Annotated in this window: 4 protein-coding genes; 3 read left to right on the forward strand and 1 reads right to left on the reverse strand. The window is 46.2% G+C overall.

Annotated elements, in window-relative coordinates:
• The first annotated feature begins 94 nt into the window (after positions 1-94).
• Together spt and AC5RDV_RS12530 are read left to right on the forward strand one after the other, a co-directional pair.
• On the forward strand, positions 95-1279 hold the full coding sequence (spt, locus tag AC5RDV_RS12525) for a serine palmitoyltransferase (RefSeq protein WP_130892910.1): 1185 nt from the start codon (positions 95-97) through the stop codon (positions 1277-1279).
• 222 nt (positions 1280-1501) lie between these two features.
• Positions 1502-2443 (forward strand): RluA family pseudouridine synthase, encoded by a 942-nt coding sequence (locus AC5RDV_RS12530; protein WP_282747866.1) that lies wholly within the window; start codon positions 1502-1504, stop codon positions 2441-2443.
• Positions 2444-2546: 103 nt separating this feature from the next.
• On the opposite strand, the gene aspS is transcribed toward AC5RDV_RS12530, so the two are convergent.
• Positions 2547-4307, reverse strand: coding sequence for an aspartate--tRNA ligase (aspS, locus tag AC5RDV_RS12535; RefSeq protein ID WP_282747867.1), 1761 nt, complete (start codon positions 4305-4307; stop codon positions 2547-2549).
• A gap of 184 nt (positions 4308-4491) precedes the next feature.
• Here aspS and AC5RDV_RS12540 point away from each other — a divergent pair, with 184 nt between their 5' ends.
• Positions 4492-6852: a beta-galactosidase gene (locus tag AC5RDV_RS12540; protein WP_282747868.1), complete on the forward strand. Its 2361-nt coding sequence runs from the start codon at positions 4492-4494 to the stop codon at positions 6850-6852.
• Positions 6853-7042 lie beyond the last annotated feature (190 nt).

Below are 7042 nucleotides of genomic sequence, written 5' to 3' on the forward strand. Positions count from 1 at the left end.
ACAAGAACATTAAAAAGATTTTTTATGATTAAAGGCTATTTAAAAAGATGTTTTTATTAACTTTGCAAAGTTTTTTAATTACGAACTTATTAAAATGGGCTTATTACAAGACAAATTAGCTAAATATGACGAGCCACAAAAGTACATGGCTGAAGGCATATACCCTTATTTCCGCGAAATAGAAGGCAAACAAGGCACCGAGGTCCTCATGGGAGGTCATCGCGTACTCATGTTTGGTTCTAACGCTTATACAGGTCTGACGGGCGATGACCGCGTCATAGAAGCTGGCGTGGCTGCTATGCGTAAATATGGTTCCGGTTGTGCCGGTTCACGATTCCTCAACGGAACATTAGACATACATGTTCAACTTGAAAAAGAATTGGCGGCTTTTGTAGGCAAAGAAGAAGCTCTCTGTTTCGCAACAGGCTTTACAGTCAACTCCGGTGTCATCCCTTGTTTGACAGGACGAGGAGACTATATTATTTGCGATGACCGGGACCACGCGTCTATTGTAGATGGCAAACGTTTGTCTTTCTCTCAAAACCTGAAGTACAAGCACAATGACATGGCTGATTTGGAGAAGCAATTACAAAAATGTAATCCAGACGCTATCAAATTAATCATCGTAGACGGAGTCTTTTCAATGGAAGGAGATTTAGCTAATCTTCCCGAAATTGTGCGCCTGAAACATAAATATAACGCTTCCATTATGGTAGACGAGGCTCATGGTCTTGGTGTTTTTGGCAAGCAGGGTAGAGGAGTATGTGATTATTTTGGTTTGACGAAGGAGGTAGACTTGATAATGGGAACATTTAGCAAGTCCTTGGCTTCAATCGGAGGTTTTATCGCAGCAGACAAAAGTATCATTAATTGGTTAAAGCATAATGCGCGTACCTATATATTCAGTGCATCAGCCACACCGGCCGCTACGGCTTCAGCGTTAGAAGCCCTGCATATTCTTCAGCAAGAACCGGAGCGCTTGGAAAATTTATGGAACGTAACGAATTATGCCTTAAAACGTTTTCGCGCATCAGGATTTGAAATCGGTGCCACAGAATCTCCAATCATTCCTTTATACGTCCGTGATACGGAAAAAACATTCATGGTTACGAAATTGGCTTTTGACGAAGGAGTTTTCATTAATCCTGTGATTCCGCCTGCATGTGCGCCTCAGGATACCTTAGTACGTTTTGCCCTGATGGCTAACCATACGCACGAACAAGTGGATGAAGCGATTCAGAAACTTACAAAAGTATTCAAGCAGTTGGAACTTCTCTAAACAGCAAAATAAAACACGAAATAAAGAAAAGGAAAGAAAGCCGAAGAGGATTTTGGCTTTCTTTCCTTTTTTTGAAAGAAACTTTCGAAGTAGAATGAATGATTAAAAAGCTTCTTTCTTATTAAACATAATGGCGGTTAGGTATTAAATCTCAAGATTCAAGCAGCCACAAGGCCTGTATTTGAAAAAATAGTCTTACCTTTGCAAAAAACAGAAGAAAAGATGAGAAATAAGTCCGGTGCACAATATGCAGCATCAAAATACATAGAGTTTACAGTCAATAAACCCATGTTATTATTGGATTTCATTATGGAATCGATGAACGGAATCAGTAGGAATAAAGCCAAAGATATTCTGACGGGACATGGCATTACGGTAAACAAAAAATCGGTCTCCCAATATAATTATGAATTGCGACCCGGTATGGTTGTACGGGTAAGCAAACATAAGCGTAACAATGAGCTGAAAAACAAATACGTTAAGATTGTATATGAAGACAAAGACCTGATTGTGATTGAAAAAAGTGCAGGCATTCTCTCTATGCCCGCTGTTGCACAACAATTTTCAATCAAAACCGTATTGGATGAATATTTTACCCGACGGCATTTCAAATGCACAGCCCACGTAGTACACCGTTTGGACCGCGACACATCCGGTTTGATGATGTATGCAAAAAATATAGAGGTACAACGGATTTTGGAAGAACACTGGCAGGAAATCGTGACAGACCGTAGATACGTGGCCGTAGTCAGTGGGAAGATGGAAAAAGAAGGCGGAACCATATCTTCTTGGTTGAAAGACAATAAAGCGTATGTAACGTACTCCAGTCCGACAGACAACGGAGGAAAATATGCCGTCACACATTTTCATACGTTAGACGCGAGAGAGCGTTATTCGTTGGTTGAATTGAAATTGGAAACCGGCCGGAAAAACCAAATCCGTGTACACATGCAAGATATTGGCCATCCGGTAGTCGGCGATTCAAAATACGGCAATGGAAGCGATCCGATAGGACGGTTGGGATTACATGCCTATCGACTGAATTTTTACCATCCCATCACGGGGGAACCAATGGAGTTCGAGACCCCTTTCCCTACTTTATTCACTAAATTATTTCCGGTAAGCAAACCACTTCACTCTACAACAGAAGCACCTTCTGAATAATTCCATTTCCGTTATCATGAAATGGATATTATAAAAATATGCGAGGGAAATAATCCCTCGCACATTTTTATAACTATAATATTTCTCTATATCCTTCTTTTGCTCAATCTTTTAAATCGAGTGCCAAATTCAGTTCATCCAACTGCTTTTGGTCTATATAAGAAGGCGCATCCAGCATTACGTCACGCCCACTGTTATTCTTCGGGAAAGCGATACAATCGCGGATACTGTCAAGTCCGGCAAACAAACTTACCCAACGGTCAAGCCCGTACGCCAAACCACCGTGAGGAGGCGCACCGTATTTGAAAGCATTCATCAGGAAACCGAACTGCTCCTGTGCACGTTCTTCCGTGAAGCCCAATATCTTGAACATCTTGTCCTGAAGCTCCGGATCGTGGATACGGATGGACCCCCCTCCTACTTCAACTCCATTGCAAACCATATCGTAAGCATCCGCACGCACAGCCGCCGGATTGGAATCCAACAATGGGATATCCTCATCCTTGGGATGCGTGAACGGATGGTGCATCGCCATCAAGCGCCCTTCCTCTTCGCTCCATTCGAACATCGGGAAATCCACCACCCACAACAAAGAGAATTTGTTCTTATCGCGCAATCCCAAACGAGTTCCCATCTCCAAACGCAATTCACATAACTGTTTACGCGTCTTCATGGCATCCTCGCCACTCATTATCAGTATCAAATCGCCCGGCACGGCCTTCATCGCCTCCTTCAAGCGCAACAACACTTCCTGCGTATAGAATTTATCCACACTGGATTTTACGCTGCCGTCTTCTTGCACACGGGCATATACCAATCCTTTTGCCCCTATTTGACTGCGCTTCACGAAGTCCGTCAGTTGATCCAACTGCTTACGGGTATATGAAGCACATCCCGGCGCACAAATACCTCCGATGTAGGACGCATCATTGAACACGGAAAACTCTCCCGTACCTTTCAACACGTCCATCAGTTCCACGAACTCCATACCGAAACGCGTGTCCGGCTTGTCGCTACCGTAAAGCCGCATGGCTTCGCTCCAAGGCATGCGGGGGAACGGTTCCGTGAGTTCTATACCCCGTATCGTACGGAAGAGGTGTTTGGCCATCCCTTCAAAAAGGGCTATCACGTCCTCCTGCTCCACGAAACTCATCTCACAGTCTATCTGTGTAAATTCCGGTTGGCGGTCGGCACGCAAGTCTTCATCGCGAAAACACTTCACAATCTGGAAGTAACGGTCCATGCCAGCTACCATCAACAATTGTTTTAAAGTCTGCGGGCTTTGCGGCAACGCATAAAACTGCCCCGGATTCATGCGGGAAGGCACCACAAAATCACGGGCACCTTCAGGAGTAGACCCAATCAGCATCGGTGTTTCTATTTCCAAAAAACCTTTGCTGTCCAGATAACGGCGAACCTCCATCGTCATCTGATGGCGGAGTTCCAGATTTTTCCTCACGCAAGCACGGCGCAAATCCAAATAGCGGTACTTCATACGTATATCATCCCCTCCGTCCGTATTGTCTTCGATCGTGAAAGGAGGAGTAACGGAAGCATTGAGTACAGCCAGTTCCGACACGATGATTTCAATCTCCCCTGTCGGCAAATTCTTATTCTTACTCTCACGCTCGTTCACTTCGCCCTTTATCTGAATCACATCTTCACGCCCCAACTTATTAGCCCGGGCACAAAGCGCGTCATTCACTTCTTCATTAAAAACTAATTGTGTAATGCCATACCGGTCACGCAAGTCGACGAAAGTCATGCCTCCCATCTTACGCACACGCTGCACCCACCCGGCCAGCGTCACGGTCTTTCCGGCATCCGCAAGTCTCAGCTCACCACAAGTATTTGTCCTGAACATATCTGTTTGCTTATATTAAGATTCAACATGCAAAGTTATCCTTTTTTTATGAGGAATTCAACGTTAGATAAAAGTTTTCGTTCTTATTTTATCCTTTTTCTTCAAAAACTTGTATATAAAAAATAAGTGTCGTATTTTTGAACCCACAAAATTTGAGAAACCATATCATTAATAACTGATTTCTATGATGAATTTAAACAGAAGTATCAGCCACGTGCTTAAAGCATCCTTGCTTACGGCCGGATTGTTCCTTTTCACTCCGACAGAAGCTGCGGCCAAAACCGAAACTTTCGGAGTAGGAAACAAGACATTCCTCCTTAACGGCAAGCCTTTCATCATCAAAGCCGCCGAAGTGCATTATCCCCGCATCCCGCGTCCCTATTGGGAACAGCGCATCAAGATGTGCAAGGCTTTGGGAATGAACACGCTTTGTCTGTATGTCTTTTGGAACATACACGAACAGGAAGAAGGCAAGTTCGACTTCACGGGCAATAACGACGTGGCGGAATTTATCCGATTGGCACAAGAAAACGGACTTTATGTCATCGTGCGTCCCGGCCCGTACGTATGCGCCGAATGGGAAATGGGCGGCCTGCCCTGGTGGTTGTTGAAGAAGAAAGACATCCGTCTGAGAGAACAAGACCCGTACTTCATGGAACGTTACCGCATCTTCGCCAAAAAACTGGGAGAACAGATCGGAGACTTGACCATTGAAAAAGGCGGACCGATTATCATGGTGCAAGTAGAAAACGAATACGGGTCGTACGGCGAGGACAAACCGTATGTTTCGGCCATTCGCGACATCATCCGCGACTCAGGTTTCGACAAAGTAACTTTGTTCCAATGTGACTGGAGTTCCAACTTTACCAAAAACGGACTGGACGATCTGGTATGGACCATGAACTTCGGTACCGGCGCCAATATCGAAAACGAATTCAAGAAGTTGGGCGAGTTGCGTCCTGAGTCCCCCCAAATGTGTTCCGAGTTCTGGAGCGGATGGTTCGACAAATGGGGCGGGCGTCACGAAACGCGCGGCAGCAAGGAAATGGTCGGTGGGCTGAAGGAAATGTTGGACAAAGGCATTTCATTCTCGCTCTACATGACGCACGGAGGTACCAGTTGGGGACACTGGGCCGGTGCCAACAGCCCCGGATTCTCACCCGACGTGACTTCGTACGATTACGATGCTCCCATCAACGAGGCCGGACAAGTCACTCCTAAATACATGGAATTGCGAGAGATGCTATCGGGGTATAGCGACAAGAAGTTACCCTCCATCCCCAAAGAATTCCCTGTAATCAACGTTCCCAAAATACAGTTTACGGAAGTGGCTCCTTTGTTTGAGAACCTCCCTGCACCTCATGCGTCGATGGACATTCAGACGATGGAAGCGCTCAACCAAGGATGGGGTTCCATTCTTTACCGCACTAAGACTCCGGCCGTACCGACACAAAGTATCCTGACCATAACGGATGCGCACGACTTCGCGCAAGTCTTTATCAATGGGAAACTGATTGGCTCCATCGACCGTCGCAACCATGAGAAGACCATGTTGCTGCCGGCCATGAAGGAAGGAGACCAACTGGACATCCTTGTGGAAGCCATGGGACGAATCAACTTCGGCCGTGCCATCAAGGACTTCAAGGGCATTACGGAAAAAGTGGAATTGAGCTACACCATGAATACCGGCAGCCAAGTGACCGTCAACTTGAAAAACTGGCAGATTTACACCCTCAGCGACAGCTATCAGGTACAGAAGGACATGAAATATGTTCCGCTGAAGGACCAGAAAGTACCGGGATGCTACCGTGCGACTTTCAACCTGAAAAAGACCGGCGACACATTCCTGAACCTGGAAACATGGGGCAAAGGACAGGTTTACGTAAACGGACACGCCATCGGACGCTTCTGGAAAATCGGTCCGCAACAGACGCTTTACATGCCCGGATGTTGGTTGAAGAAGGGCGAGAACGAGATTATCGTACAAGACATTGTAAGTCCGCAGGAAACCGTGGTCGAAGGCCTGTCCAAACCTATCATCGACAAACTGAACGTCGATGCGCCGAACACGCACCGCAAGGAAGGACAAACTCTGAATCTGGCCGGCGAAACGCCTTGCAAGACCGGTGAGTTTGCCGCAGGCAACGGTTGGCAGGAAGTCCGGTTCGACCAACCCGTAACGGGACGTTACGTGTGCATCGAAGCCTTGAATTCCCATAACAACCGCGAATATGCTTGTATCGCAGAATGGTACATGCTCGACGACAAGGGGCAGCGCATCAGCCGCGAGCCATGGACAGTGGCATACGCCGACGACGAGGACATCTCTTCGGGCAACAAGACAGCCGATAAGATTTTCGACCTTCAGGAGTCTACGTATTGGAGTACCAATAAAGACGTGAAGTTCCCCCATTACATCGTATTGGATTTGGGCGCAGAGCAGACATTAGGCGGTTTCCAATATCTTCCCCGCGTGGAACAGGGAGCGCCCGAAAGCATCAAAGGTTACAAAATCTACGTAAAGAGCCAGCCTTTCAAATTCTAAACCGTTAGTCTGGCATTTATCAGAAAATGGCATGTTTCTTTTGAGAGGCATGCCACTTTTTTTGTATTTAGTTTGGATATGTCGTCTAAAAGACGTACCTTTGCATCGCTTTTGAGAAATCACATTCTCTCAAGTCTCGGGGTGTAGCGCAGTCCGGTTAGCGCACCTGCTTTGGGAGCAGGGGGTCGTG

The sequence above is a fragment of the Paraprevotella sp. genome (assembly GCF_986071375.1).